The 26,938-nt window shown below is 46.6% G+C and carries 24 protein-coding genes, 2 tRNA genes and 1 pseudogene; 15 read left to right on the forward strand and 12 right to left on the reverse strand.

What is annotated here, in order from left to right; genetic code table 11:
• Positions 1 to 247 precede the first annotated feature (247 nt).
• A pseudogene (gene aqpZ, locus ACT6PV_RS00880) lies at positions 248 to 938 on the reverse strand (aquaporin Z).
• Positions 939 to 1,041: 103 nt separating this feature from the next.
• On the reverse strand, positions 1,042 to 2,043 hold the full coding sequence (locus tag ACT6PV_RS00885; protein ID WP_445114652.1) for an AraC family transcriptional regulator ligand-binding domain-containing protein: 1,002 nt from the start codon (positions 2,041 to 2,043) through the stop codon (positions 1,042 to 1,044).
• A 227-nt stretch (positions 2,044 to 2,270) separates the two neighbouring features.
• Here ACT6PV_RS00885 and ACT6PV_RS00890 point away from each other — a divergent pair, with 227 nt between their 5' ends.
• From ACT6PV_RS00890 to ACT6PV_RS00905, 4 genes are all read left to right on the forward strand, one after another.
• The gene (locus tag ACT6PV_RS00890; RefSeq protein WP_445114653.1) at positions 2,271 to 2,939 is read left to right on the forward strand and encodes a hypothetical protein; all 669 of its coding nucleotides are present in this window, start codon (positions 2,271 to 2,273) and stop codon (positions 2,937 to 2,939) included.
• A gap of 411 nt (positions 2,940 to 3,350) precedes the next feature.
• Positions 3,351 to 3,485: a hypothetical protein gene (locus ACT6PV_RS00895; protein ID WP_445114654.1), complete on the forward strand. Its 135-nt coding sequence runs from the start codon at positions 3,351 to 3,353 to the stop codon at positions 3,483 to 3,485.
• A 2-nt stretch (positions 3,486 to 3,487) separates the two neighbouring features.
• Positions 3,488 to 4,810, forward strand: a complete 1,323-nt coding sequence (locus ACT6PV_RS00900; protein ID WP_445116980.1) for a LysM peptidoglycan-binding domain-containing protein — start codon at positions 3,488 to 3,490, stop codon at positions 4,808 to 4,810.
• Between the two features lie 18 nt (positions 4,811 to 4,828).
• Positions 4,829 to 5,332: a hypothetical protein gene (locus tag ACT6PV_RS00905; RefSeq protein ID WP_445114655.1), complete on the forward strand. Its 504-nt coding sequence runs from the start codon at positions 4,829 to 4,831 to the stop codon at positions 5,330 to 5,332.
• A 139-nt stretch (positions 5,333 to 5,471) separates the two neighbouring features.
• Here the strand turns inward: ACT6PV_RS00905 and hisF are convergent, their stop codons facing one another.
• Entirely contained in the window at positions 5,472 to 6,230 is a 759-nt protein-coding gene (hisF, locus tag ACT6PV_RS00910; RefSeq protein WP_445114656.1) for an imidazole glycerol phosphate synthase subunit HisF, read from the reverse strand.
• 113 nt (positions 6,231 to 6,343) lie between these two features.
• On the opposite strand from hisF, the gene ACT6PV_RS00915 reads away from it, so the two are divergent.
• From ACT6PV_RS00915 to ACT6PV_RS00925, 3 genes are all read left to right on the forward strand, one after another.
• Positions 6,344 to 7,294, forward strand: coding sequence for a homoserine kinase (locus ACT6PV_RS00915; protein ID WP_445114657.1), 951 nt, complete (start codon positions 6,344 to 6,346; stop codon positions 7,292 to 7,294).
• Positions 7,295 to 7,306: 12 nt separating this feature from the next.
• Positions 7,307 to 7,933, forward strand: coding sequence for a DUF1294 domain-containing protein (locus ACT6PV_RS00920; RefSeq protein WP_445114658.1), 627 nt, complete (start codon positions 7,307 to 7,309; stop codon positions 7,931 to 7,933).
• 325 nt (positions 7,934 to 8,258) lie between these two features.
• Positions 8,259 to 12,248, forward strand: a complete 3,990-nt coding sequence (locus tag ACT6PV_RS00925) for a Pls/PosA family non-ribosomal peptide synthetase (RefSeq protein ID WP_445114659.1) — start codon at positions 8,259 to 8,261, stop codon at positions 12,246 to 12,248.
• 58 nt (positions 12,249 to 12,306) lie between these two features.
• Here the strand turns inward: ACT6PV_RS00925 and hisA are convergent, their stop codons facing one another.
• Positions 12,307 to 13,038, reverse strand: coding sequence for a 1-(5-phosphoribosyl)-5-[(5-phosphoribosylamino)methylideneamino]imidazole-4-carboxamide isomerase (gene hisA / locus ACT6PV_RS00930; RefSeq protein ID WP_445114660.1), 732 nt, complete (start codon positions 13,036 to 13,038; stop codon positions 12,307 to 12,309).
• A 228-nt stretch (positions 13,039 to 13,266) separates the two neighbouring features.
• Between hisA and ACT6PV_RS00935 the strand changes: the two genes are divergently transcribed.
• Complete coding sequence (locus ACT6PV_RS00935; protein WP_445114661.1) at positions 13,267 to 13,671, forward strand: helix-turn-helix domain-containing protein; 405 nt, start codon at positions 13,267 to 13,269, stop codon at positions 13,669 to 13,671.
• A gap of 68 nt (positions 13,672 to 13,739) precedes the next feature.
• On the opposite strand, the gene ACT6PV_RS00940 is transcribed toward ACT6PV_RS00935, so the two are convergent.
• The 3 genes from ACT6PV_RS00940 to hisB form a co-directional block, all read right to left on the reverse strand.
• Positions 13,740 to 14,246 (reverse strand): DUF805 domain-containing protein, encoded by a 507-nt coding sequence (locus tag ACT6PV_RS00940; RefSeq protein ID WP_445114662.1) that lies wholly within the window; start codon positions 14,244 to 14,246, stop codon positions 13,740 to 13,742.
• A gap of 150 nt (positions 14,247 to 14,396) precedes the next feature.
• On the reverse strand, positions 14,397 to 15,014 hold the full coding sequence (gene hisH / locus ACT6PV_RS00945; protein WP_445114663.1) for an imidazole glycerol phosphate synthase subunit HisH: 618 nt from the start codon (positions 15,012 to 15,014) through the stop codon (positions 14,397 to 14,399).
• Positions 15,014 to 15,607, reverse strand: a complete 594-nt coding sequence (gene hisB, locus ACT6PV_RS00950) for an imidazoleglycerol-phosphate dehydratase HisB (protein ID WP_445114664.1) — start codon at positions 15,605 to 15,607, stop codon at positions 15,014 to 15,016. Before hisB ends, hisH begins: the two co-directional genes overlap by 1 nt.
• A 92-nt stretch (positions 15,608 to 15,699) precedes the next feature.
• On the opposite strand from hisB, the gene ACT6PV_RS00955 reads away from it, so the two are divergent.
• The 4 genes from ACT6PV_RS00955 to ACT6PV_RS00970 all read left to right on the forward strand — a co-directional run bounded on the left by ACT6PV_RS00955 (position 15,700) and on the right by ACT6PV_RS00970 (position 17,458).
• Positions 15,700 to 16,077, forward strand: coding sequence for a GNAT family N-acetyltransferase (locus tag ACT6PV_RS00955; RefSeq protein WP_445114665.1), 378 nt, complete (start codon positions 15,700 to 15,702; stop codon positions 16,075 to 16,077).
• A gap of 133 nt (positions 16,078 to 16,210) precedes the next feature.
• Positions 16,211 to 16,286 (forward strand) — tRNA-Phe (locus ACT6PV_RS00960).
• 153 nt (positions 16,287 to 16,439) lie between these two features.
• A tRNA-Phe gene (locus ACT6PV_RS00965) sits at positions 16,440 to 16,515 on the forward strand.
• 214 nt (positions 16,516 to 16,729) lie between these two features.
• Entirely contained in the window at positions 16,730 to 17,458 is a 729-nt protein-coding gene (locus tag ACT6PV_RS00970; protein ID WP_445114666.1) for a class I SAM-dependent methyltransferase, read from the forward strand.
• 41 nt (positions 17,459 to 17,499) lie between these two features.
• Here the strand turns inward: ACT6PV_RS00970 and ACT6PV_RS00975 are convergent, their stop codons facing one another.
• The 3 genes from ACT6PV_RS00975 to ompR all read right to left on the reverse strand — a co-directional run bounded on the left by ACT6PV_RS00975 (position 17,500) and on the right by ompR (position 20,600).
• The gene (locus ACT6PV_RS00975) at positions 17,500 to 17,919 is read right to left on the reverse strand and encodes a GNAT family acetyltransferase (protein ID WP_445114667.1); all 420 of its coding nucleotides are present in this window, start codon (positions 17,917 to 17,919) and stop codon (positions 17,500 to 17,502) included.
• 188 nt (positions 17,920 to 18,107) lie between these two features.
• Positions 18,108 to 19,568, reverse strand: coding sequence for an ATP-binding protein (locus ACT6PV_RS00980; protein ID WP_445114668.1), 1,461 nt, complete (start codon positions 19,566 to 19,568; stop codon positions 18,108 to 18,110).
• Between the two features lie 267 nt (positions 19,569 to 19,835).
• Positions 19,836 to 20,600, reverse strand: coding sequence for an osmolarity response regulator transcription factor OmpR (gene ompR / locus ACT6PV_RS00985; RefSeq protein ID WP_445114669.1), 765 nt, complete (start codon positions 20,598 to 20,600; stop codon positions 19,836 to 19,838).
• A gap of 426 nt (positions 20,601 to 21,026) precedes the next feature.
• Here ompR and ACT6PV_RS00990 point away from each other — a divergent pair, with 426 nt between their 5' ends.
• Positions 21,027 to 23,375, forward strand: coding sequence for a Tex family protein (locus ACT6PV_RS00990; RefSeq protein ID WP_445114670.1), 2,349 nt, complete (start codon positions 21,027 to 21,029; stop codon positions 23,373 to 23,375).
• An 86-nt stretch (positions 23,376 to 23,461) separates the two neighbouring features.
• Here the strand turns inward: ACT6PV_RS00990 and ACT6PV_RS00995 are convergent, their stop codons facing one another.
• Entirely contained in the window at positions 23,462 to 23,842 is a 381-nt protein-coding gene (locus ACT6PV_RS00995) for a hypothetical protein (RefSeq protein WP_445114671.1), read from the reverse strand.
• Between the two features lie 102 nt (positions 23,843 to 23,944).
• Between ACT6PV_RS00995 and ACT6PV_RS01000 the strand changes: the two genes are divergently transcribed.
• Together ACT6PV_RS01000 and ppa are read left to right on the forward strand one after the other, a co-directional pair.
• A complete protein-coding gene (locus ACT6PV_RS01000; RefSeq protein ID WP_445114672.1) occupies positions 23,945 to 24,343 on the forward strand; it encodes an MAPEG family protein in 399 nt (132 codons plus the stop codon).
• 128 nt (positions 24,344 to 24,471) lie between these two features.
• Entirely contained in the window at positions 24,472 to 24,999 is a 528-nt protein-coding gene (gene ppa, locus ACT6PV_RS01005) for an inorganic diphosphatase (RefSeq protein ID WP_445114673.1), read from the forward strand.
• A 106-nt stretch (positions 25,000 to 25,105) separates the two neighbouring features.
• Here ppa and ACT6PV_RS01010 read toward each other — a convergent pair whose 3' ends face one another.
• The gene (locus ACT6PV_RS01010; protein ID WP_445114674.1) at positions 25,106 to 26,386 is read right to left on the reverse strand and encodes an OprD family outer membrane porin; all 1,281 of its coding nucleotides are present in this window, start codon (positions 26,384 to 26,386) and stop codon (positions 25,106 to 25,108) included.
• Positions 26,387 to 26,938: the final 552 nt, after the last annotated feature.

The raw sequence follows: 26,938 nt of genomic DNA on the forward strand, positions 1-26,938 counted from the left end.
GGAAGTCTCATCGGGCTGTAAGTGCAGTCTGAATGAACCGGCAGACACATGTATTGTTGCATGTGATCTGCCTGTGCCTGATTGTGAGTACAACCGGTAATTCATATGGCTTACATGGAAAGTCAGGGTTTGGTTATCCCATCTGAAACGTAAAAATGCATTCTGTAAAATCAGATCAGTCCGTTAAGAAACGGACTGATCTGATGCGAAAGTGTTCTCTTTGGACTGATTTTCTCTGTATGGACAATCAGCGGCTGGATTCTCCTGCAATGCCTTTATAGATCAGCGCGCCAATGATGGCACCGACAATCGGGGCAAGCCAGAAGGCCCAGCTGACTCAGGGCAGCAGTTTCTGCAAACAGTGCCACACCGGTACTGCGTGCAGGGTTTACAGAGGTATTGGTGACAGGAATGCTGATTAAATGGATCAGGGTTAATGCCAGACCAATGGCAATGGGTGCAAAGCCTGCGGGTGCACGTTTATCCGTTGCTCCCATAATGACGATCAGGAAGAAAGCGGTCAGCACCACTTTAATGATTAATGCAGATGTCAGTGAATAATGACCTGGTGATAACTCACCAAAACCGTTGCTGGCAAAAGCACCGACACCGGTAAAGTCAGCCTTGCCCTGGAGAATCAGGAACAGGATGAATGCTGCAAGTGTGGCGCCGGCCACCTGGGCAATAATATAAGGTACAAGATCACGGGTTTCAAAACGTCCACCGACCCACAGGCCTACACTGACTGCCGGGTTAAAGTGACCGCCTGAAATATGGCCTAATGCATAAGCGCCGGTCAGTACCGTTAAACCGAAAGCCAATGCAACGCCAGCAAATCCAATACCGAGTTCTGGAAATGCTGCAGCGAACACCGCACTGCCACAACCACCAAACACGAGCCAGAAAGTACCCGCGAGTTCTGCAAGATATTTATTCATGCATTTTCTCTTATTGTGATATATTAAGTTGTTTTTATCAGAAATATCAAATGATATATTTACATTTTATTCATATTGGAAGAAAAACCCATGTCAGATACAATTAAGCAATATTTTGCTGTCTCCATTGCAACGGCGTGAGTCCTGTCCATAACTTAAATGCCCGCTGAAAAGCACTTTGTTCCGAATAATTGAGCAACAGGGCGATTTGCTGAAGACTCAGGTGCGGGTCCTGTAAATATTGTACAGCAAGTAATTGCCGGACTTGCTGGACCCGTTGCTGATAGGTGGTATTCTGTTGTTGCAGGTGTCGTTGCAGCTGCCGCACGGACAGATGCATTTGCTCAGCAATCTGTTGGATCTGATGGTTGTTTTTTTGTAAACCCTTGAGAATACTCTGTTGCAGACGTTCATCCAGTTGAGTGCTGTGGGGCAATTTTTCCAGCAGTGTGGTGGCTTGTTGCATCAGTAATTTCTGCAGGGTCTGGTCGGCATGTCTGATCGGCATCAAAAGTACACTGGCAGGAAAGATCAGTTCGCTCTGTGGCTGGGAAAACCTGACCCTGCAATGAAAATAGCGTTCATAAAACAGTACGTCTTCGGGGGCCGGATGTATAAATTTGACCTCGTGGATCCGGATATCCTCCAGTTCCATGACGTGTTGCAGAAACTTCGCCATCAGTGCGATAGCGATTTCATCGGTAATCTGGGTGGCTAAATGGGCAGGAAGCGCTTGCCAGCGTATGGACAGATAGTCGCCCCGGGCTTCAACCTGAAGGGGGCTACCATCATAAATCAGCCGATGAAAATCATGATAGCGGCTCAGTGCTTCGCCCAGGGTATCGCAGGATTGGGCAATATAGGCAATGATGCCCAGATGTCTGGGTTGTACAGACTCCGCAATGTCCAGGCCCAGCGCAGTATGCCGGGTCTGCCGATGAATATCATCGAGTATTTCACGCCACAGGCTGAATTCAAAACGTTCCTGATTCTGAACCTGCTGTAATTTTTCACAAATGAGTAAACCGTGTGCCTGACAGTAGGCATAAAGTAAATGTCCAAGGCCACCATAGACAGAGCCTGCATAATCCTTGAATTGCTGCATGTGGGAAGTCTTTGCCCTTGTCGTAAAATGCAGGTCTGTAATGCGATCTGCTTATTTTTAGCATTTTCCGGGACAGGCAACAAGCGCTACTGGGCTGTATATTCCCCTGGATCACACAGATTTCAGATGAATGTCTGTCGCAATATGTCAATATAAAATAAATCTGAAGTCAATACCCCGCTGTACGGATCAGTTAGATTAAATCACAGGAATATGGAGATACCGATATGTTAAAGGGTTTTGTGGCCGGATTGGTGGTGGCCAATGGTTTTGAATGGTTTGCACATAAATATATTCTGCATGGCACGCATCGGCCCGGGCAAACACGCTATAGCCCGATACCACATAGTATGAAGTCGCACTGGGAACATCACCGTGAAGTCCGTAAGCAGCAGTTTCATGATGACGGCTATGTGGAAGGAATTTCCAATTGGCGGACAAAAAATGAGATTATATCGCTGGTTGTGGCCGCCGGTGTATTTGGTTTAGGCTTTTATCCACTGTCAAAAGGCATGGCGGCAGGGGTGTTGTACAGTGCCGGTAATTATTATTATATCCATCGCCGCGCGCATCTGGAACCGGACTGGGCACGTAAGAAAATTCCGTGGCATTATGATCATCATATGAATTCGAATCAGGACGCCAACTGGTGTGTGACCAAACCCTGGTTTGACTATCTGCTCGGAACCCGGGTGGTATCTTCCGCAGATTTAAAGGAACAGAATCCATTGGGGATCCATCTGCCGCAGCCATTGGCCAATTGGCTGTCCAGGTGGGTGGAACAGTATTTTCCGGTCAGATGGGTGGAAAAAATACCCCCAAAGTTGAGACAAAAAATCAGTGATCAGCAAGAGAGCCGTGCAGAAGAGAGTCATCGGGTTGATTCGGTGGCCTGAATCAGCGCTCTGCTGACCTGTCAGTTGGGCCGTTGTTCATGGCAAAAAAAGTGTATTCAGATGTTGAATACGCTTTTTTATTGCGCTGTAAGTTTCTGCGATGCCTTGATTGTCATTGGTGCACAGAAATAATCCTTTCAATTCAATTGTCAGGTTATTGCGCCAATCTGCGTTGAATGAAGCGGTAATGGGCAGGCAGATATGATCATATAGATTCCTCAGGATTTTGTTTTATGCTATGTTAAGTGAATAACGACACATAGAGTAATAATAATGGCAGGTGGTTCCAGTATTGTAATTGATGATCAGGGTATAACAATATCGACTAACGGAAAAACTTTATACCAGGCGGGATAATATGTTTTTGAAGATGGACGAAAAGTTAAGGCTGAAACTCCCACTTTACCTATTGTGAATGAAATCAAAACACTTACCAATAAGTGGGGTTTTTACGATTTATTTTATGATGAAGATTTAGAAGAAATAGAGCATGTTTGTAGTGCTTGTGGGCAAGATCATGATCCAGAAGATGAGGAAGAAATATAATGATGGATTGTCTGGCAAATATTAAATTCCTGGATGCGCTTGATCAGCCGATTAAGGGTTTAGTTCATCAACTCTGGGTAGGCCCAACGTTAATCTCTGATTATGTTACTCCAGCCAGTGGTGAATCTGTCTGGGTTAAACGTCCTGTCGGTACAGTTATTGATGTTCGGGTTAGAAGTATTACTTCTGGAGAGTATAAATCCAAAGTTAAAATACGACTCATTGGTGAAAAAACAGTTTTTATTGTCCGTAGCCCAAAAGTATTACTTAAAGGGCTAAGTCTTTCTGCCAGAGATGTGGCAACAGGTACATACGTCAGATCGACATACATTGTTGCTGAGGGCGACTATTTAGGGCGAATTGCTGTTGATAACGCTACGACTATTGATGAACTGGTTAGAATTAATAACCTCAAGGATGATACAGATATTCGTGCCGGTCAAATTCTAAAGCTCCCTCCCAAAAAATCAGAAACACCAACGCCACCACCTGAAAGTAAGCCAAAACCACAGCCAGTAAAACCAAGTCAGCAAGAAAAAACGAAGATTATTGTTGTTCAGCAAAAAGATACTCTATCGTTGATTGCTAAATTGACTGGTAATACAGTTGATGAGATTAAGAAATTAAGCGGGCTAAACAGCGATAAATTGAGCCAAAATCAAAAATTAAGAGTTTATGACCGTAAAGTAGCATCTGCGGTATCTAAATCACAGCCTGAGAAGAAAAAAGAAGAGAACAAGCCTGTTAGACCTCCGACAGTAAAACAAGATGCATCAAAGAATAAGGAAAAAACACCTGTAGCAAAAGTGGAATCTCCTGTACCTGCTAGCTCCAGAATTTCAGAACGTAATGAAAGGCATATTCGCAAGCTTCATCCTCAAGCACAAGATCGGATAAGAAAACTTATTCAAGTAGTTTATAAGAAACACCAAATACAGTTGGTTATTGTTCAATCCTTTAGAACTTATGCTGAGCAGGATGCACTATATGCTCAAGGCCGGACAAAAAAAGGACCAATAGTAACATACGCCCGTGGAGGTGAAAGTAATCACAATTTTGGTTTAGCTGTAGATGTATTTCCTCTATGGGAGGATGGAAAATTACATATGGCAGGGAAGGGGGTTGATGCAAAAAATGTAAAAATATTACGAGTGATTGGTGAAACAGGAAAAACTGCTGGGTTAATGTGGGGAGGGGATTGGAAGGGAAAGAAACAAGATAATCCTCATTTTGAATTAAACGTTGGAAAGAGCATGAGTGAGTTGAGGCAAGCTGTACAAAATGCTGGAGGTGATCCAATGAAAGTTCAATATACAGTAAAGTAAATTAAGGGGTAAATAATTTTGTTTTTTAATAATTTTTTTTTAGGGTGTATTCTTTTAACTTTATTTGGTTGTGGTTCTTCAGATATTAAGGCTTCTCCTGAAAGTGATAAGTCAAGTCGTGCTAATGAAAAAATTTTTGAGCTGAATTTGGTTGATAAACAGATAAGTGATCAAGGAGGAGTTGCTAAAATATTTAAAAATACGCATTCATGTAAACTTAGCGTGGAGCTATTTAGTAGTTATGGTAAGGAAACATATGACTTTAATTTTAAAAGCTCAAAATTAAAAACAACTAATCATTCTACATATAAATATGTAAATGGGATTGTAAGTTATGGAACTGAAGATGATAAAGAGTTACAGGAATTAATGGCAGAACCAAAAGAAAAGACAACAGAATTAAATGAAATGGAGTTGATAAAAGAGGAGAAGGTCGTAGGTAATAAAAATAAAAAGATTGCTGAAGAATTCCAATATTACCTAAGCCAGTTTCCAACTGATGTAATTTTAAAATGTGAGTAAAATATGGAACGGTTCTGAATTTTGTGTAAGTTCCATTGTTTATAAATGATCTTTTAATCGCTCATCGAACTGAACTGAATCGTAAGCCAATTCATCGCTAAATGTCAGTGAATTGGCATCGTCCATTTCTGGGGCTGGATTACAGCCGCATTTCAATGCCCTGTTCAGTCAGGTACTGTTTTGCCTCTGGAATGCTGTACTGACCAAAATGAAAAATTGAGGCCGCCAGTACGGCATCTGCACCGCCCTCTAAAATGCCATCGGCCAGATGCTGCAGATTACCCACGCCACCGGATGCGATGGTGGGAATGCAGACCCGGTCATTGATCTGGCGCATCAGACCAAGGTCATAACCGGCTCTGGTTCCATCGGCATCCATGGAGGTGATCAGTAATTCTCCGGCACCGTAATCCGCCATTTTTACAGCCCATTCAATGGCATCAATTCCTGTTGGTTTACGTCCGCCGTGGGTGAAGATTTCCCATCGATTGTCTGCGGTCTGTTTGGCATCAATCGCAACGACAATACATTGTGCCCCAAAGCGCTGGGAAGCCTGTTGGACAAATTCCGGGTTAAACACGGCAGCTGAGTTAATGCTGACTTTATCGGCACCGGCATTCAGCAGTAAACGGATGTCTTCCACTTTACGTACACCACCACCGACTGTCAGAGGAACGAAAACGCTTTCGGCCATGCGTTCCACGGTCCGATAGGTGGTATCCCGCTCGCCGGAGGTGGCGGTAATATCCAGGAAGGTGATTTCATCTGCGCCCTGTTCATTATAGCGCCGTGCCACTTCGACCGGATCACCTGCATCACGGATATCCAGGAATTGCACCCCTTTCACCACACGACCGTTATCTACGTCCAGGCAGGGAATAATACGTTTAGCAAGCATAATTTTTTCCAGAAATAACAGTCGATTATGAAACTCAGCCACGCTAGTGCTACACCTTGGTGGTGGGAGCGGTTATTCTATCAAACTTAGGTAAGTTTTTTCGCAGGTTTTCCATGTCGGTTTATACCACTTTGAGTTTAAAGGAAGTTCAGGTTTTTGCAGCACCCTACGGTTTAACGGTGACGGCACTGAATCCAATTCAGGGAGGTATTCAGAATACCAATTATTTTCTTGTCTGTGATAACGGCACTCAGTTTGTGCTGACTTTATTTGAAAATATGGACGAACAGGGCGCCGGAGAGCTGGTGCCGGTGCTGGAGCATCTGGGCCGGCAGGGGCTGGCGGTGGCTGTACCCTTGCAATATGACGGTCAGGCCATTCATGTACTGAAACAGAAACCGGCGCAGATCGCACCGCGTCTGATGGGCCATCATCCGGTTCCGGCTACGGTGCAGCAAACCAGGAGCATTGCCATTGCGCAGGCGCAGATGCATCTGGCATTGCAGGATTTTCCACTGGAGCGGGCAGAATACCGTAATCATGCCTATTGGTTACAGGTTGCAGCACAGCTGAAACCGACGCTGAATTTTGCTGATTTAACCCTGCTGAACGAAGTGCTGGGACTGTTTGACGCCCTGACCTCCGTTTACCCGGATCGCCCGAAGGGTTTTATACATTCCGACCTGTTTCGGGACAATACCCTGTTTGAAGGGGACCACCTGAATGGCATTCTCGATTTTTATGAATTGAATCAGGACGAATTTCTGTTTGATATTGCCATTACCCTGAATGATTTCTGTACTGAATATCCGGATGTGTCCCTGAATGAAGTCAGGGCGCAGGCTTTTCTTGAAGCCTATGAAACCGTACGTTGTCTGACAGAGGATGAAAAATCCTGTCTGGAAGTTTATCTGGCGATGTCTGCCTGCCGATTCTGGCTGATGCGTATGCAGGTGGCACAGAAAAATGCTGAAGAAGGGCGTATGGGAGATGATATTTTGCAGAAAAACCCATTGGAAATGCGTAATATGCTGATTGAACGACTGAAATTTGTAACAGCTTGACGGGACAGAACAATGCGTGATCAGGGACGGCTCATCGAATGGTTTGATGACAAAGGTTATGGTTTTATTCAGCCGAATGATACTACGAAAGGTCGGGTATTCCTGCATATTCAGGATTTCTCCCGTCCCGGACCACGCCCGATTGTCGGCTGTGCACTGGAATATGCCGTACAGGTGGATGGCGCAGGGCGTTACCGGGCCATACAGGTGTCATATTTAAAGGCTTCACAGACCCGAAATGCATCATCACCGCCGGCGAAATCTGTTTCTTCACATGTGGGAAAAATGCAGCCCATACAGGTGCTGGCGGTGATTTATATCATTGCACTCGGGGTTTTAACGGCGACAGGCCTGTTAAATGGCATCGTGTTGTTATTCATCAGCGTGATTAATGTCATGACGTACTGGTTCTATGCCCAGGACAAGGAAGCAGCACAGCAGGGACGCCGCCGTGTGCCCGAACAGACATTGCATCTTTTATCTTTTCTGGGCGGATGGCCTGCTGCATGGCTTGCTCAGCAGCGTCTAAGGCATAAAACCCACAAGCAGCCTTTTCGTAAGATGTATATGTGCAGTATATTTTTTAATATTTTACTGTTGTTGTGGTTAATTTCCCCTTTGAATCTGCTGCGTTTCTAAACGGCGCCGGCTGTGCTGAAGCGGCGCTGATATAGCGTATAACAATGATGATAAGTCATGGAAAACCGCCGTTAATAGTCTGTATCCAATTCTTAATTATGTTTTAAGAAATGACCAGCATACTGAAATCTGAAGCAGCAGGCCTGAATGAAAAAGACAAATCCTGGAACGTTATTCCGTTCCATCAGTTGATGATCTGTTCCCGTGGATCGACAGGGGACTGTTGAAACTGATGCCGACAGGAATTTCATGCCGGATTCCTGCCATTTTTATTGAACCAGAATGAAGGTCCGGCTGTATTGAATGCAGGTTCCAGGAAATCAATATGACATCAATTATTCATGTCTCCTCTATTATTCGTGGTCAGCAACAACCGGAATTTATGCAGGCGGAAGTGCTTGCCGATATTCTGGATGCAACAGCAGCACGTTATCCGGATCATATTGCCCTGATTGATCAGGACCGAAACGTCAGTTATGCCGAACTGAAGTGCCAGGCAGATCAGATCGCGCAGCAACTGATACAGCTGGGCGTCCGGGCCGGTGATATTGTCGGTTTATGGGTTCCCCGCGGCGCCGATCTGCTGATTGCCCAGGCTGGTATCTGTCAGGCAGGTGCGGCCTGGCTACCGTTTGATATGGACGTTCCTGTCGACCGGGTTCAGGTGTGCCTGGATGATGCTCAGGCCGTTGGGATTGTCACCAGTGTGGCGTGGTCTGAGCTGCTGACCGGGCTGAACCAGCCGGTATGGCGTGTTGACGCCCTGAATCAACCTATGCAGCAGGCACCAATACAGCAAAGGGCGTTTGTGACTGATCCGGCCTATGTGATTTATACCTCAGGTTCTACCGGAAAACCCAAAGGGATTGTGATTGAACAGCGTAACATCTGCCATTTTTTGCGTTCAGAGAATGCAGTGCTGGGTGTCAGACATGAAGACAAGGTCTATCAGGGCTTCTCGGTGGCCTTTGATATGTCATTTGAAGAAATCTGGATGTCGTATCTGGTGGGTGCGACGTTATGGATCGCACCGAAAGAACTGGTGACGGATCCGGAGCGGCTATGCCACACATTGCAGGCGGAAAAAATTACCGTACTGCATGCAGTTCCTACGCTGCTGGCATTATTCCCGGAGGATGTTCCCGGTTTAAGAATCATCAATTTAGGCGGGGAAATGTGCCCCGAATCACTGGTGGCACGCTGGGCCTTGCCGCACCATGAAATGTTCAATACCTATGGTCCGACAGAAACCACGGTGACCGCCAGCCTCGCCAGGATGAGCCAGGACCAGCCGGTCACCATCGGGACGCCATTGCCCAACTACGGTATGCTGGTGTTGAATGACCAGCTGGACATTGTCGAACAGGGACAGACCGGTGAGTTGTGTATCTTTGGTCCTGGCGTTGCACGGGAATATCTGGGCCGGCCTGAGCTGACTAATGAAAAATTCATTGAAAACCGCTGGGCTGAAAATGAGGATGAGAAAAAACTCTATCGGACCGGTGACCTGGCCCGGCTGGATGAGCATGGCCAGATTCAGTGTCTGGGGCGGGCTGATGATCAGGTGAAAATCCGGGGATTCCGGGTTGAACTGGGCGAGATTGAAGCGGCATTGTGTGATCAGGACGGCATTGGTACCGCTGCGGTGGTGCTGCGCCGTGAAGATGACATGGATCAGCTGGTTGCGTTTATTGTACCGGATCAGGAGCATGCTGGTCAGATTCAGGTCCAGCCGATTCGGGCGTTGCTGAAAGAACGGCTGCCTGCCTATATGATTCCTGGCCGCTTTGAAATTGTGGCACAGGTTCCACGCTTACTTTCCGGAAAAATTGACCGTAATGCCCTGCGTAAAATTGCACTGACTGAACAGGTGGACCAGGAGCTTTCAGACGAACCGCAGAATGAGGCGGAAGAAATTTTATTTGCAGCACTGAGAAAAATTTTTCCGAATCAGGCCATCCGGCTCAATGCAGATTTTTTTGATGATCTGGGTGGACACTCGCTGCTGGCAGCCGTACTGACCTCTGCACTGCGTGAACATCCACAATACGGACAGATCACCATTCAGAATATTTATCAGGCCCGGCGGGTTGGTGCCATCAGTCAGTTGATGCTGGATCAGGCTAGACAGCAGGATATGCGGGAAGTCAGTGCCTTTGAGGTTAATGTTCTGCATCGTATAAGCTGTGGTTTTGCCCAATTACTGGTGATTCCGGTTTTAATTGCATTGACGATTTTACAGTGGCTGGCACCGTTTTTTACCTATCACTACTTTACCGGCAGCCCGGGAGACAGTATTCCGGCAGCGATTGGTATTTCCCTGGGCGTCTACATCATCAGTATTGTGGCCAGTTTTGCCATTTCGATTGCTTGCAGACGACTGTTGCTGGGGGGGATTCAGGCAGGTAAATATCCGCTATGGGGTGGCGTCTATTTCAGATGGTGGCTGGCTGACCGTCTGACGGCCATTGCCCCGGTATATTTGCTGGCCGGTTCCACACTCAATAATCTGTATTTAAGGGCACTGGGTGCAAAAATTGGCCATAACGTCAATATTGGTTCGGTCAATATTCGCATGCCCGGTCTGCTGAGCATTGAGGACGGTGTCAGTATTGGTTCCCAGGTCAACCTGGAAAATGCCAAGGTTGAACAGGGCTGGCTGGTGCTTGGGAGCATGACCCTGAAAAAGGAAAGTTATGTCGGTTCCTATAGTGTGATTGAGGAAAATACCTGCCTGGAAGACTATGCGCACCTGCAGGCCCTGTCTGCATTGCCTGCCGGGAAAACCATACCGGCTTATCAGGTGTGGGATGGTGCGCCTGCCCGTTATGTCCGTGAATTGAATGTTGCCAGCTTACTGGCACGGGAGCATGTTTCCGGATCACGCAAAATGGCCGAATTCTTCTATTATGCCTGTAGCGCCATTATCATTGCCTGTCTGTTCTTCATTCCGATCTTCCCGAGTTTTATTATGGTGGACTGGCTGGATGCTCACTATTTTAACGTTCCGGCAACCACTGATCATGCCCTGATTGCACTGCAGTATTTTATTCTTGCGATTCCGGCAAGTGGCCTGATGATTTTATTTACCGCGCTTTTCGCCGCTTTACTGCGTAAAATTGTTCTGCCAGGGCTACAGGCCGGTACATATTCGCTGCATGGCGGCACCTATTACCGTAAATGGTTTGCAACCCAGATTCTGGAAACCAGTCTGCAGACCCTGCATAGTTTATTTGCAACCGTTTATGCACCGGCCTGGTTCCGTTTGCTGGGAGCAAAAGTCGGCAGGGATACGGAAGTGTCCACGGCGACCGGTGTGGTTCCAGAGTTGTTGACGCTGGGGGATGAAAGCTTCATTGCCGATGCAGTGATGCTGGGCGATGAAGAAATTACCCGCGGCTGGATGATTCTGCAACCGACAGTTATTGGGCATCGCAGTTTTGTCGGCAACAGTGCCTATATTGCAGATGGCACCACACTGCCTGATGGTGTGCTGATTGGGGTTCAGTCGAAAATTCCGCAAACCGAGCCATTAAACAGTGGCGAAACCTGGTTTGGCTCTCCGGCACTGCGTCTGCCTGCCCGTGAGACGGCAGCGGATTATCCTGAACATCTGACCTTCAGGCCAGGCATATGGCGCCGTCTGATGCGGGGCTGCATTGAAGGCCTGCGTATTGTGCTGCCTTCTGCGTTTGCTATTGGTGTCGGTTATATGATTGTGCTCTCAGTCATTGATATTGTGGTCAGTCAGGGATGGCTGTATGGCGGACTGGCGCTGGCCGTGGCGGGTGTATTGTATGGTGCCGGCAGTTTTCTGATGATTGTACTGATGAAATGGCTGCTGATTGGTCGTTACCGGGAACGTTCAGTGCCCATGTGGACCATGTTTGTGTGGCTGAGTGAAGGGATTACCAGTCTTTATGAAGCCATTGCCATTCCCAATTGCCTGAATTATTTGCGGGGCACGCCATTTTTACCGATACTCCTGCGTTTACTGGGGGTGAAAATCGGGAAACATGTGTATCTGGACACAGCCGATATGACCGAATTTGATTGTATCTCGATTGGTGATTACACCGAACTGAACAGTTTCAGTGGGCCACAGACGCATTTATTTGAAGACCGGATCATGAAAATTGGCCATGTCCGGATCGGCAGTCATGTCACCATCCATTCCCGCAGTATTGTGCTCTATAGTGCCGAGGTTGCCGATCAAACCCTGCTTGGACCATTGACGCTGGTGATGAAAGCCGAGAAAATCCCGGCGCATTCAGCCTGGATTGGCTCTCCGGCACAGCCATGGACCAATGCCTGATTTCTCAGCATAAAAAAAGCCCTTCAGATGAAGGGCTTTTTTTGCATTTGATCCTGGTTTATAGGCTTTGTTCGTCCAGAATCAGCTGGGCTTCACGCAGGTTCAGTGTGCCTTCGTAGATTGCCCGGCCAGTGATTGCACCCAAAATACCCGGGTGTCCCTGCAGGTTGCGGATATCATCCAGACTGGTCACACCGCCGGAGGCAATAACGGGTAAGCCGGAATAGTTGGTCAGGTTGACCGTCTGTTCCACATTGACCCCCTGCATCATGCCGTCACGTGCAATATCTGTGTAGACAATACTGGATACACCGGCATCAGCAAAGCGTTTTGCCAGTTCAGTGGCTTTGACCTCGGTAATATTGGCCCAACCATCGGTTGCAACCATGCCGTTCATAGCGTCAATGCCGACAATGATGTGACCGGCAAATTTTTTGCATGCCTCTTCAACGAATTCGGGTTCTTTGACCGCTTTGGTGCCAATAATCACAAAAGACACGCCTGCATCCAGGTAATGCTCAATGGTTTCCATGGAACGAATGCCGCCACCAATCTGGATGGGCAGTTCAGGCTGTGACAGCACAATGGCTTCAACCACGGGTTTATGAATGGGGGTACCTGCAAATGCGCCGTTCAGGTCAACCAGATGCAGACGGCGGGCGCCTTCATTGACCCAGTGTTGTGCAGTGGCGACAGGATCATCGGAAAAGACAGTATCATCTTCCATACGGCCCTGTTTCAGGCGGACACATTTACCATCTTTCAGGTCAATTGCAGGGATGATCAGCATGCTTTCGCTCCTTGCCTAATCTTATGATGTTATTGTGGTCATCTTAGCAAAGTATTGGCAAATCTCTAAGCATCAGTTGCAGGTTTTGTCGATTCCGCTGAATACCGGCCTGAGCGGTTCATCAGAATTGATGTAATTCGGTCATTGCTTATGGCTGCTGCCCGGTGAATGGTGGTAGTGTATTCAGGCTGATTGATTGCAGAAAATACAGAAAATGGTGGATTCCTGATGAACGAGAAGGACGATGATCTCTTTGTGGAAGGCGCGAAACGATTAAAACAATTGATTCAGGACAGAAACCTGAAACAGATTGATATTGTCAACGCACTGGAAGTTTCCAGGGACACGGTCAGCCAGTGGTTACATGGCTCCACTGTACCGGCTGCCCAGAGTTTAATGGAACTGGCCCGCTTCCTGGCGGTGACTGAACGCTGGATTCTGGAAGGAAAAGGCCGTAAGTCGGCAGATCAGGATGCCCCACATATTCAGCCGGACAATGCAGTGCATTTACAGGATGCATCGGTCGAGCAGCTGATGGCTGAAATTAAGGCGCGCTATGCAGCCCTGAATCTGAAAGCTGAAATTAAGATCAGTGTACAGCCGCTGGAGGGTGGTTTTGTCACCAGGGAATAACACCTGAAAATATGCGCCTTTCAGATGAAAAACGCATATTCATTTGACCATTCGGCTTGGTTGATATTTTATTCCATTTGCATTTGCTGGACCTGTTCAATATAGTTTTTATAGGCGGATATGCCCAGTGTTGCTGATAATAAAAGAAAGACTGGGACAACGATAATATAAATCCAGGCCAGTATTTTTTCCCAGCCCCGGGTAATACGGGGTGCGCCATAATTATTTGTACCTTCATCACCTTTTGCACAGGATAGATAAATTAAAAAGAACAAATTAATTAAGGGCAAAATGATGAGCAGTGAAAGCCAGCCACTGTGATTCCTGTCATGTAAACGACGGATGGCAAAGATCAGACTGAAATAAAGAATAACAATGTATACGATGATTAAAAATGTATTGGGAATGGTGGGGGTTGTTGGTGGGTTAGCAAAGTTGGGGATCAGAAAAGCTGCAAGAACTCCCAGTAAAAATATAAAGAATCCGAGTAGCAGATTCCAGCCCAGATAGGACAGTCGTCCAAATCGTCCTTTGGCACTCAGGGGTGAATCATTGTCTGGTACAGTTGAATTCATTTTTCATATTCCTTATTAAAAGTTTGTCTTTTTTGTATATCATCCATATGCATGATAATTAAAATTTTTATAAAATAAAAGGGCTTGATTCATCCGGCCTGGAACAGTCAAAAGGCCTGTTTCAGCAGGCCGGATTGACCCACAGCATGTTCAGATGTTCCATTCCACAAAGTTTTTCAGTAGCTGCAGACCGGCGGTATGGCTTTTTTCCGGGTGGAACTGGGTGGCAAACAGATTCTCCTGATGAATGGCTGTACAGAATTGCAGTCCATAGTCACAGGTGGCAGCGACCAGTTGTGCATCCTCAGGCGCAACATAATAGCTGTGTACAAAATAGAAGCGGGTATCCTGTGCAATGTTTTTCCACAGAGGATGTTCCGGCTGTGCCTGATGCACCTGATTCCAGCCCATATGCGGAACCTTTAAACCCTGCATATCCGGAAAGTGTTGTACAGTGCCTTTGAATATATCCAGCGCATCTGTTCCGCCATTTTCCTCGGAACGCTGCATTAAGGCCTGCATACCGACACAGATGGCCAGTATAGGTTTATTAAAGGCCGCTTTACGGACCACTTCATCAATGCCGGCTTCATGCATACCCTGTATACAGTCACGCATGGCACCAACACCGGGGAATACAATTTTATCTGCCTGTGCAATGATGCCGGGGTCATTGGTGACATCCACACGTGCGCCAACATGCTCCAGCGCCTTGGCTGCTGAGTGCAGGTTTCCCATGCCATAGTCAAGAAGGGCAATCCGGGTCATTACAGGGTTCCCTTGGTTGAAGCCACAGTATTTTCAGCGCGGGGGTCAACTTCACAGGCTATACGCAATGCCCGGGCAAATGCCTTGAATACGCTTTCAATCTGGTGGTGACTGTTTTTACCTTTCAGGTTGTCAATATGCAGGGTCATTAAGGCATGATTGACAAAACCCTGAAAAAACTCAGAAAACAGATCCACATCAAAGGTACCGACACGGGCACGGGTAAATGGAATATCCATCCACAGGCCCGGACGACCGGACAAATCCACCACGACCCGGCTTAAGGCTTCATCCAGTGGAGCATAGAAATGACCATAACGGCGTAAACCCTTTTTATCACCCAGTGCCTGAGCAAAGGCCTGTCCCAGCGTGATGCCGCAGTCTTCCACTGTATGGTGGTCATCAATATCAAGGTCGCCATCGCAATGAATATCGATATCAAACAGGCCATGACGCTTGATTTGATCAATCATATGATCTAAAAAGGGAACACCTGTATTGAGAGTGCCCTGACCTGTACCGTCAAGATTTACCCGAACCCGGATGCTGGTTTCGCTGGTGTTTCTGACCACTTCACTGATACGTTGCGTCATGGAAAGGTTCCTCAAAACGTCAAGAATGATGATTAAAATGTTTTCGTTATGACGAAATTATCGCATATTAGATTGCTATGGAGTGTTAATCAATGCCTATTACTGTACATGCCAGAACTTCACTGGAGAGTGAAGAAATCCGTGACCAGCTTGAGCGGTTGTATGATACCAGTCCGGAGTTCGGTGATGGGCAGGATGCCATTGAACAACTCGAACAAAGCCTGACACAGTATACTGTACTTTATACCGCAGAATTTAATACAAAAATTATTGCTGCAATGTGGTGTACCGGACAGGGTGAGGCCAAAGTGCTGGAGTATATTGTGGTGCATCCTGCCAATCGTGGACGTGGTGTGGCAGAACGGCTGGTTGAAGAAGCCTGTCGCATGGAGGAACAAAAACAGGTGACCGTCTTTGAACCGGGATGCGGTGCAATTCACCGTTGTCTGGCGCATATTGGCAGGATTTAAGCTGTGAGATGATCTGTTGGGCAATGAATTGATTGCAGGGCGTGCGGGTCCGGTAAAAAATGGGCAGTTGCCTTATTATTCCGTCATTCAGGGCTTGACGAACCGGACTTTAAACTGTTTAATACGCGCCATTGGCGTGATAGCTCAGTCGGTAGAGCAACGGATTGAAAATCCGTGTGTCCCCAGTTCGATCCTGGGTCTCGCCACCATATTATTTTTATTGACGTTATTGAAGATCATTTTGTGTTTTCAATCCCTGATCCCATCAGGGATTTTTTTTTGGGTAAAATTTACCCGATTAAATCAACCGGGCATGATTTATATTGACTAATATTTTCATATACGGCTTAATACACCGCATTGGCGTGATAGCTCAGTCGGTAGAGCAACGGATTGAAAATCCGTGTGTCCCCAGTTCGATCCTGGGTCTCGCCACCATATTAAAAACTCTCAGCATAGGTCTGGGATTTTTTTTGCCGCTATGAAAGTAAAAGCCCATAAAAAACAGGCGATAAAAAACAGAAGTCAGTGACAACAGCGATATTTTTTCTGATGATTTCGGAACGCAGTATCCGTCTGTCAGACAAAAAACTACAATAGATGTTAAAAATATCATTATGATTGATGCTTAAAAACAGTTTTAATAAAAACAATGAAGGATTTATTTTCAGATCACAGTTTGATTTATCAGCAGGCTAGGCCGGGTTATCCACAGTCTGTCATTCAGGAAATACTCAAATACGTTCCAGCGCATAATTTTGCCTGGGATTGCGGCGCCGGCTCAGGACAGTTTACTCAGTTACTGGTGCCTTATTTCGACGATATTGTGGCAACCGATCTGAGCGCCAGTCAGTTGCAGCAAGCCCCTTATTTTGAAAATGTCAGCTATCAGGTGCAATCGGCAGAGCAGACCACATTTGCAGATCAGAGTTTTGATCTGATTACGGTTGCGCAGGCGATTCATTGGTTTAATTTTGATGCCTTTTACAGGGAAGTGAAACGGACACTGAAACCGGAAGGTTTGTTTGCAGCTATTGGCTATGGCTTGATCTGTGTGAAAAATCAGCATATTGATGAACTGGTTCAGCAGTTATATTTTCATGTGCTGAAGGATTACTGGGATGCCGAGCGCCATTATATTGATCAGGCCTATCAAACCATTCCCTTTCCGTTTAATGAGATTCATGCGCCGGTACTGAATATGCATTATCAGTGGTCCGCGGCACAGTTACTTAAATACCTGTCCACCTGGTCCGCAGTTCAGCATTATCAGAAACATAATCAGGTGCATCCGTTACTGACAATTGCTGAGCATCTGGAAAACCATGCGGGGGAACTGACTGTGGAATTCCCGGTGCTGCTGCGACTGGGGAAAGTCTGAAGCGGTATGACTGAATCGATGTGGTATTGGTTGATTTCAGCCTAGTCTTCAATCAACCGTTTACCCAGACAGATGACTTCAATTTCTTCATAGCCCAGCTGTTCGTAAAAACTCTGCACATCGATATTGTCCCTGCGGATCAGTAATTGCAGTTTGGGGCAGCCAAGTGCAATCAGGCGCTTTTCCAACTGCTGGATCAGCGCGGTCGCCACACCATTGCGCTGGCAATGCGGATGGACGGCAAGATAATTGACCCAGCCACGGTGACCATCATATCCGCCCATAATGGTTGCGATGAGCTGTTCATCCCTGGCCGCCACCAGTAACAGCCCATCCTTTTGCGCCGCTTTGCGGAAGATATCCGTTTCAGGGTTATTCCACGGACGCGTCAGGTCGCAAAGTTCCCACAGCGCAATGATATCTTCTAAGTCTGTATCCAGATAAGGTCGAATAATGAACATGGCGTTCCAGGAAGTTGACGGGATGAATTCAGATTAATCTGGATTTGATTTATTTTTAAGCAGTAAAGATACCGGCCAATAAAAAAAACAGTCCGTTCTGTGAGTGCGATCACTTTTTTATGTCATGTTTATGGGGAGCATGTCACTGACCGGAACGATAAAACCAGTTGCAGCTGTGGTTTTTCAGATCAGAAGCGCTCGCTCAGACTCTGCTTAAATTTCTGGATGGGATTGGATGGAGTGTTGTCCTGCTGTCCGGGAATGGTGATCGGCAGGAAAATAATTGCTTCCAGGCCACCGGCCGGGCGATTCTGAATGCAGAGCTCGCCCTGATGGATATCCACAATCCTTTTGACGATGGCCAGTCCCAGGCCACTGCCCTGAATGGTCCTGGCCGAATCGCCACGACTGAAGGGCTGCATCAGTTCGGCAATCTGATCTTCCGGAATGCCTTCACCGTGATCTGAAACACTGATTTTTATGCGGTCTTGTTCTTTTATGGCAGAAATTTCAATGGGTTCTGCACCATAGCGCCGGGCGTTGTTAATGAGATTGCCGATCAGGCGTTTCAGTGACAGTGAGCGGGCGGTGATGGCCGGTAATTCATGCTTCTCAAAGTGTATATCCAGCGGTTTAAACTGAACCACCAGTTCCTGTAATAAAGTATTCAGATTGGTCTGCTGCAACTCTTCATCTGAGCCGTCCCGCATATAGGAAATGAACTGATTGAGAATGGCATCCATATCTTCGACATCATAAATCAGGCCTTCCTTTAAAAAGTCTTCGTCCGGCATCATTTCTGCGCTCAGGCGAATGCGGGTTAAAGGGGTGCGTAAGTCGTGTGAAATACCCGCCAGCATGATTTTCCGGTCACGTTCAATCTGTTCAAGCGTATAAATCATATGATTGAAGGCCTGATTCACCTGGCGAATTTCCTGTGGACCATGATTGATTTCCAGATAGGGCGCAGTGCCGGTCTTACTGTAGCTGTTGGCTGCATTCTGCAAACGGCGTAAGGGACGGTTCAGCTGTCTGATCAGGGTTAAAATAATGGCGGCGGCAATTAATGGAATGCCCAGCAGCCAGCCAAGAATCAGTTCAGGGCTGTAATTGGCATAGGTATTCAGAGATTCACGAACCCAGTTGCCATGCATTTCAGGGGTCTGCACCCAGATCCGCGGGCTGGGTTTGAACTGGAAATAGACGGTGACATCTTCCAGTCCCAGTTCCCTGGTCATCTGACGCTCAATGCGGTTGGTAAAGAAGTCGGCAATGATCTTCTCCTTGACATTCGGAAACTCTTTTGGATTCGTGACATATTCGGTGCCTACCCGTTGTTTGAGCCAGTCATCAATGTCCAGTTCAGTTTCCCGGTGAAACATCCGCAGGTCCGGATTATTGACCATTTCAAGTTCCATCACCAGATAGCGTGCATGTTGCTGAATCTCCGGCAGATACAGGGTTTTCCAGAAGAACCATAACGACATGAACAGACTGAAAAACACAACGAACAGGACCAGTACTGTGGTCCGCATTGCTGCAGAACGTGGTTTGAGCTTATCCAGGAAGCGTTCCCAGCCAGTACGTTTCTTTGCGGAATAGCTATCAGATTCTGTAAATTCCTGTGGGTCGATAGAGTCCAGTTTCACTGATTCATCCTGATGTCAATTCTCTGCAGGGCGTAAGTATGCAATGACTGCATCCCCATGGCATGCTGTTGCTGTCTCTGGCTGAGCAGAATTCCGGAGCATTCGTCAGCATGATTTTCTCAATATAATCTTCTCAGCGTGTTTTCTCAGCAGGGTTTTCATCGGCGCTGCGATACGATAAAACCTGTGTAAGTTGAATGTTCGGGTTGCCGGTCTGTGAAATGCAGGTTGTATTGAGGATGCAGCATATTGCGGTCAGCGCCGGAATTATTCTGCACCATTTGGAACAAAAACATAGCCGACTCCCCAGACGGTCTGAATATAACGTGACCGTGTCGGGTTCTCTTCAATCAGGCGGCGCAAGCGGGAAACCTGAACATCAATGGAACGTTCCATTGCACCCCATTCACGGCCGCGTGCCAGATTCATGAGTTTGTCACGGGTCAGTGGCTCACGTGGATGCTGTGCCAGCGCTTTGAGTACGGCAAATTCACCGGTGGTCAGAGTCACCACCTGGCCTTCACGGGTCAGGGCGCGGGTGGATAAATCCAGTGACCACGGTCCGAAAGAGACCACCTGAACATTGTGGCTGGGTGCGCCGGGAACTTCCCGCACCTGGCGGCGTAATACGGCACGGATCCGTGCCAGCAGTTCGTTTGGATTGAATGGTTTCGGTAAATAGTCATCTGCGCCGGCTTCCAGTCCGGCAATACGGTCAGAGTCACTGCCCCGGGCAGTCAGCATGATAATGGGGGTGTCAATACCGGATTGACGCAGACGGCGACAGATACTTAAGCCGTCTTCCACAGGAAGCATGAAATCCAGCACAATCAGGGAAAATAACTCACGCTGTAGCAGACGATCCATCTGTGGTGCATCGTGTGCGGTCTTGACCACAAAGCCTTTATCTTCCAGAAAGCGCTGTAACAGTGTACGCAGACGCACATCATCATCGACCACCAGGATGCGTTCGACACGGTCAATTTCATTCTGTACGGTGTCTGTATTTTCAGCAGGTACGACCAGGCTCATGATGCACTCCCTTCAGTTGTTAATTATGGGCGTTCGCTACGCTCAGTATAATGGCTAAGTTCTTGTTAAGACTATGTATCAAATTGCTCAAAATTACAATTCTGAGCGATATTTGAAACCAAAAAACAACATCTTCAGTTCCTGTGGGTCTGAAGCTTCGGTGATATTTTATGAAGGGTCAACAGACTTTGAAATCACACTGATCTGTAAATGATTTTTGATTGAAGTGTGGGCATTGCCGTACTTTTCTGTGCCGGAATGGCTGGATGTGCTGTAAATCAGTCGAATCAGGCGATATAATAAAGTCGTTGAAAAATTCATTTGCCGGTGTTTTTTCACTGTGAATATGTAAAACAATTGTGGATTTTATGATCCCGGTCTTTATAATCAGTAACTTTTAGTCCTTACCCTTGTGGAATTAACACGATGACTGACTTGGTTCAGCAATTGGCAAGTGAGCTTGCCATACGTCCAGAGCAGGTGGCAGCCACCATTCAATTGATTGATGACGGTGCCAGTGTTCCATTTATTGCACGTTACCGTAAAGAAGTCACCCAGGGCTTAGATGATACGCAGCTGCGTCAGCTGGATACACGGCTGGTGTATTTGCGTGATTTATATGAACGTCGTGAAAAAGTCATTGAATCCCTGAAAGAACAAGACAAATTATCAGAAGATTTAATGGCGCGGGTGAATGCCGCGGAAACTAAAAATGCCCTGGAAGAAATTTACGCGCCTTACCGTCCAAAGCGGACCAGTAAATCATTTAAGGCAAAAGAGGCAGGCCTTGCTCCGATTGCAGAGAAAATTCTGACGGAACAGGTTGATCCGGCAGAAGCATTGGCGGGTTTCAGCCACGAAGATTATGCTGACCCGGACAGTCAATTGGATGCCATTCAGCACATCATTATTGATGAATGGGCCCAGAATATTGCGCTGACCACAGAATTAAAAGCGACATTTGCAAAAACAGCGGTATTGAAAAGCCTGGTTGCAAGTGATGAAAAGAAAGAAGTGGGCAGAAAGTTCCGTGATTATTTTGATTTCTCGGAAAATTTAAATAAAGTTCCTTCCCATCGCTTACTGGCCATGTTGCGCGGTCGTCAGGAAAACGTATTGGGCTTAAAGGTGGATGGTGAAGATGCAGCGCCACTGACACGTATTGAAACTGAATATCTGCTGGATCAGACACAGCCACAAAGCCGTCAGGACTTTCTGAAACAGACGGCAAAATTATTCTGGCTGGGGAAAGTCCGCCCGACCATTGAGCACTCCCTGCTGACGGAAAAGCGACTGGCTGCTGAAGCCGAAGCGATGGATGTATTTGCAGAAAACCTGCGTCATCTGTTGCTTTCTGCCCCTGCAGGTTCACGTTGTACGCTTGGGGTGGATCCCGGCATTCGTACCGGAGTGAAACTGGCAGTGGTCAGTGAATCGGGGGATGTGCTTGCACACAGCACCATTTATCCATTTGCACCGAAAGATGATAAGGAAGGCTCCATTGCAGAACTGGCACGTCTTTGCCGGGAATTCAGTGTGAATCTGATAGCCATTGGCAATGGTACGGCCAGCCGTGAAACGGAAGCCGTGGTGGCCGAAATGATGGCAGCCAATACCGATCTGAAAATGACCCGTGTCACGGTCAGTGAAGCCGGTGCCTCAGTGTATTCCGCATCTGAGCTGGCATCCGCAGAACTGCCCGAACTGGATGTGTCCATCCGTGGCGCTGTTTCCATTGCCCGCCGTTTGCAGGACCCACTGGCCGAACTGGTCAAAATTGACCCGAAATCAATCGGTGTGGGGCAATATCAGCATGATGTCAACCAGACCGGTCTGGCCAAAACCCTGGAAGCAGTGGTTGAGGACTGTGTTAACTCGGTGGGTGTGGATGTCAATACTGCATCGCCTGCCATTCTGGGTTATATCGCCGGTTTAAACAAAACCATTGCACAGCAGATTATAGAATTCCGGAAGGAAAATGGTCGTTTTGATAACCGCCAGGCGCTGAAAAGTGTGCCCCGTTTAGGTGAGCGGACCTTTGAACAGGCAGCAGGTTTCCTGCGTATTCAGGGGGGGACTGAACCATTGGATGCATCTGCGGTGCACCCTGAAAGTTATGGCCTGGTTGAAAAAATAGTTGCTGCGAAAGCAACGACAGTGCAGGACATCATTGGCAATACTGAAATTATCCGTCAGTTGAAAGCAGAAGATTTTGTGGATGAACAATTTGGTCTGCCGACGGTTCAGGATGTATTAAGTGAACTTGAAAAGCCGGGCCGTGACCCACGTCCGGAGTTCCGTACTGCAAAATTCCGTGAAGATATCACAGAGGTTTCACAGTTGACGGAAGGCATGCAACTGGAAGGTGTGGTCACCAATGTCACCAATTTCGGTGCATTCGTGGACATCGGTGTGCATCAGGATGGCCTGGTGCATATCTCGGAGCTGGCGAATGAATTTGTGTCCGATCCGCATAAAGTGGTGAAACCGGGGCAAATTGTTCAGGTGCGTATTTTACAGGTGGATACAGAGCGCAAGCGCGTCAACCTGTCCATGCGTCCGGAAGGTTCGGAAGCGCCTGCAAAAGCACGTCAGCCGCGTCGTGAACAGAACGGTGAGCAGCGTGGTGAGCGTAAAACGCAGGGCAAACGTCCTCCACAGGGTGACCGGCCACAGCGTCAGGGTAATAAGCCACAACCAGCCAGGGCCCCGGAAAATAAAATTGGTGGTTTGGGGGCGTTGCTGTTACAGGCAGGAATCAAGGGCTCCAAATAATCACGGCAGATGGTCATTGCTGCTGAAATCGTGAAGAATCAATATGCTGGCACAATCATTGTGCCGGCATATTTTTGTCTCTGAATTTATGACGCCATAAACCAGCGGTCCATATAGGGACGACCCAGGCCAATAATGCCGGTGAAGGTCAGCATGGTGCCCATTTGCCGGCCAAGCGCTGACGGCAGCAGTGTGCCATAGCTGAGGTAAATGTCTGCCAGGCAATACAGGGCAATGACGGCAAGCCATACGCCGGTGTGCATGCGTCGGATTCCGACGGCATAAAATGCAATGACCAGCACGAAAAAAGTCCCCAGCGTAGAGGGAATATTCAGATTGGCGCAAATCACACACAGCAAAAATGCGATGATCGGCAATACAATTTTCAGTACACGATCAACTCTGGTCTTTATCTGATGGTGTGTATCCAGCGCATCAAACATTTCTTTCTGATCCGGACTGGCCATGCCTGTCTCCACACAATTTCAAAAAACTATTTATCTGACAGAAATTATATCAACATTGCCGTGTTATGATATGCCGCACATAACTTTCATGAGAATAAATTCATGTCCGGGATAGATGGCATCATATATTTAATTTTAATTGCCTGTTTACTGCCTTATATCTTTGCCATTATCGCCAAAAAAGCAGGTGGTTTTAAAGTCAGGGACAATCAGAATCCTCGCGAATTTCTTGCTGCAACCACAGGGCTGGCCGCACGTGCCAATGCCGTACAGCAAAACAGTTTTGAAAGTCTGCCTTTATTTATTGCTTCAATATTAATGGCGGAATATATGGTGATTCCACAGAACATCATCATGACACTGGGAATTGCCTACATTCTGCTCAGGGTGATTTACGGCATCTGTTATCTGTGTAATTTATCGGCCTTGAGATCGATCATCTGGTTTCTTTCAATGGCCTGTCCGATTGCATTGCTGATTACGGTCATCAAGGTAATCTGAAGCCGGATTGTGCGATTTATCCATATTCAAATTTTTATGCAAATTGTATAATCACGGACTGTTCGCCGGATCAGGCGTTATAATCGACTGAATTTTTAAAACCTTCCATTACTGTGAAAGAGTATCCTATGAGCTACAATAATATTCCTGCGGGTAAAGATGCACCAGATGATATCTATGTGATTATCGAGATTCCGGCCAATGCGGCCCCGATTAAATATGAAGTGGATAAAGATTCTGATGCATTATTTGTAGACCGTTTTATGGGTACGGCCATGTTTTACCCGGCAAACTACGGTTATGTACCCAATACACTGTCTGAAGATGGTGATCCACTGGATGTCTTGGTGGTCACACCGTTCCCGGTAGTGCATGGTTCAGTCATTCGCTGCCGTCCGGTCGGTAAACTGAATATGGAAGATGATGGCGGTATTGATGCCAAACTGATTGCAGTTCCGCATGACAAGTTATCTCCGCTATATAAGGATGTGAAGGAATATACGGATCTTCCGCCTTTATTGATCAATCAGATTGAACATTTTTTCCAGCATTATAAAGATCTTGAACCTGGCAAATGGGTCAAACTGACCGGCTGGGAAGGCTCAGAAGTGGCGAAAGCGGAAATTTTAAAATCCATTGAAGCCGCGAAAAAATAAAAGTGCGGTAACGGACTCAGATTTCAGCTGTTTAAAATCTGATAACCAAAAAACCTACATCTGATGACAGGTGTAGGTTTTTTTATGGGAATCAGACTGATGAGCCTTAGAATAAATCCAGTGGGTAGTCCACAAAGATACGCCATTCATTGGTGTCACCCAGATAGGTTCTTGAATACTCATCACTGGCACGGTAGATAGAGTTACGCACCCTGAAGCTTAAGTTTTTGGCAACGCCGCTTTGTACCGTGTATTTCACCTGATTAAAGAACTCATCTTCTCTGGCATTGTCGGTGACATCGCCTACGTTGATATCCCAGCCATGCACATAAGCCGTGGTCCAGTTCAGACCAGGGGCTCCAAATTTTGTAAAATCAAGGGAATACTGAGCCTGAATGGATTTTTCACCATTGCCGTTAAAGTCAGAAAGATAGGAGTTGGGTAAATAGATACTGTCACCGCCATCTGCCGCCACACTGTAGTCATAACCGACATTACCATTACTTTGCTGGTAAGCCACCATCACAGTGTGTGGCCCGGTGTTATAGGTTCCTGAAACGGCCCAGATATTGTTTTTCTTGTCGGTATTTTCCTCACCTGTCGGGAAGGACAGACGGTTGTAAATATCACTTTCGTATTTGGTGTGATAACCGCTGAAATTCAGGGTCAGTGAATCTTCTGATGCAAGTGGGTATTTATAATTGACATTCAGATAGTGACGGGACAGGGCGTCCTTGAGATCCGCACCATAATAGGACGTATTTAAACGATCATTGACTTTATATTTTGCACCATAAACGATCGCCCGCTTCAGCTCGCCCTGGTCCGTTGCAATATGGTCTGAATACTGGTCTTTGGTGAAATGTCCGAAAGTCAGTTCCAGGTCCTTAATTTCCCGGCTGGTGATTAAAGTTCCTGTGAAATATTCAGGCAACAGGCGGGCAGAGTTACTGGACAGGACCGGCAGTTCAACCTTCTGTGTCCCGTAACGAACCGTGGTATTGGATATTCTGGCCTTGACATTGGCACCGCCACGGCTCCATTGAGAATAAGGCGTGCCATCATTATGATGTGGAATCATCTGATTCCCGGAATTTTTGTTTTCTCCAAGCTTAAAGGTAAAATCTCCGACAGCACCGACACCAAAGCCGACAATTCCTTTGGTAAAACCTGAGTCATAGTTTCCGATGGTTCCCTGTGCCCATGAGCTTAAATCATGCCGACCATCAGATCTGTCCCGATAAATCCATCCATTACGGAATAAAATGGAGGCTTTGGAATCTTCCATGAACCCTTTTGCTTCGCTTTGTTCGCTGGCCTGGGCTGCTGAGGAAATGAATGCAATATGAATTAAAACTGCTGACGTAAGTTTTTGTGCTTTTAGCATCGAGAGCCTCATAAAAAATGATCAATATAACTATGTTTAAAAAAACACAATTCAAAAAATGGATAAATTGTATAAGCAATTTATGAAAAAGATATCGTTTTTTTAACTTTATTGCATCTTTGTGACGGGTATGCCGAATATCAGCTTGTGGTTATTCACACTGAAATACGTTGTTGATGTCCACTGACAGGCCTTTAAAACAGCATGCAATATAGGGGGAAATATCTATTGATTTTTATCTTATAAATTTATCATTTGTTATAAAATAAATAAAAAACATAATTTTATTTTTTCCATTTTTAAAGTGGGTTTTATTGCTGCATGACCGGAAAAGAGACCGGGTCAGGAGGGGAATATGGCTGCTGTTTTATTTTTTGCAGTTGTGTTGCCGGTGAACCAGCATGAAGCATGGCAACCTTGAATATGTTTGGCCAGACGGGGGGAGATGTGTATCCATTTTCGGGCGATGCCATCCATTCTGTTAAGGTGGATATTGAAATTCATTGTTAAAAAATATTTTATATTTATATATCAATAATTTAAATTTAATTT

It is taken from the genome of Acinetobacter sp. WZC-1 (assembly GCF_052544965.1).